The organism is Glycomyces salinus (assembly GCF_016428645.1).
GTDB classification, from domain to species: Bacteria; Actinomycetota; Actinomycetes; order Mycobacteriales; family Micromonosporaceae; genus Glycomyces; species Glycomyces salinus.
Genome location: NZ_JAELXW010000186.1, coordinates 1 through 1,164 on the forward strand (window position 1 = coordinate 1; position 1,164 = coordinate 1,164).

At 67.0% G+C, this 1,164-nt stretch carries 2 protein-coding genes; both read right to left on the reverse strand.

What is annotated here, in order from left to right:
- Positions 1-72: 72 nt before the first annotated feature.
- Positions 73-348, reverse strand: a complete 276-nt coding sequence (locus JFB92_RS24965) for a hypothetical protein (RefSeq protein ID WP_199044667.1) — start codon at positions 346-348, stop codon at positions 73-75.
- A 37-nt stretch (positions 349-385) separates the two neighbouring features.
- Positions 386-733, reverse strand: coding sequence for an MmcQ/YjbR family DNA-binding protein (locus JFB92_RS24970; RefSeq protein ID WP_199044669.1), 348 nt, complete (start codon positions 731-733; stop codon positions 386-388).
- Positions 734-1,164: the final 431 nt, after the last annotated feature.

Consider the following 1,164-nt stretch of genomic DNA (forward strand, 5'->3'; position numbering starts at 1 on the left):
ATGCGGACTGTCCATGCGAGGCAGCCTAAGCGCCCGCGTCCACGCGCCGCAAACGAGATCGGCCTGGCCGGTTCACTCCAAAGCCCGGTACTCGGCCGGCGGTTCGGCCAGATCGGGGCGCTCCAGCCAGTACTGCCCGCCGTGAAGGGTGATCATCGCCCAGTGCCAGGCTTCGTCGTGGAAGATCAGTCCTCGCCACGGCGCGTTGTCCGCCTCGTAGGGGTAGCAGTCGAGCGCCGCCTCCTCGGCCTCGGCAGGCGGGAGTCCGCCGCACCGCCGCATCACCCACGCGTAGCGGCGCCGCTCGCCTTCGAGGTACTCGACGTACTCGGTCTCGGTCCAATCCATTGGCTATGCGACGGTGAACATTCGGCGGCCCATACGTTCACTCCCGCGATTCCTCGAACGCCTTGCGGACCCGCACCGGCGCCTTGATGAGCCAGGCGTCCTCGACCAGTTCGGACAGCCGCTCCGGCTCGATCTTCTCGAGGTCCACCAGGATCATCGCGTAGCCGTCGTAGTGCGGCTTGGTGTAGTAGGCCTCATCTCCCGAGGCCAGCAGCGCCGCCTTCTCGGCGGCGTCGCAGACGATCGCGAGTCCACCTTCGGACTCGGTGCGCAGCCGCGCGAAGAACTGGCCCTTGACCTTCAGCGATGGGGTTCCCCAACTGGTGGTCTCCTCGACCTCCGGGTACCGCTCGGCGATCGCGACGACCTCTTCCCATGACGGCATGTGGCGCTCCCTTCGACACCTCCATGCTCCCGCGCGGGTGCGACATACCGAAGAGACTCCCTCGACGGCGGCGGCCCCAAGCACGCTGTGGTGCAGGTTGGGGCTTGGCCGGGCGGCGACGGAGGGTGGGTGGAGGTCCGGGGGCCGGGTTGTCGTGGCCGAGCCGATTCGAGTCAGTGTTCAGACAGTCACCGATGAAGAGGTGTATGGGAGGTCGGGGTCGTTCTCCGTGGCCGGGCAGCACTGGGCCCGGCGTCAACCGGTCAGCGATGGGGAGGCGGGTGGCGGGCCTTGGGCTGAGGGCCCCGGCTGCTGCGAATGCGGATTGCCACATGTCAAGCGCGAACTTCCCGGGCCCGATCCATCTGCCGCAAAACGGTTTCCAGTAGTGAACATGAATGCTTTCCCACCCTGTGGGTGATGGCAATGGC

Coding starts and splice junctions, on each gene's coding strand:
- JFB92_RS24970 (WP_199044669.1), bottom strand. CDS start 733: ATGCCGTCATGGGAAGAGGTCGTCGCGATCGCCGAGCGGTACCCGGAG.
- JFB92_RS24965 (WP_199044667.1), bottom strand. CDS start 348: ATGGATTGGACCGAGACCGAGTACGTCGAGTACCTCGAAGGCGAGCGG.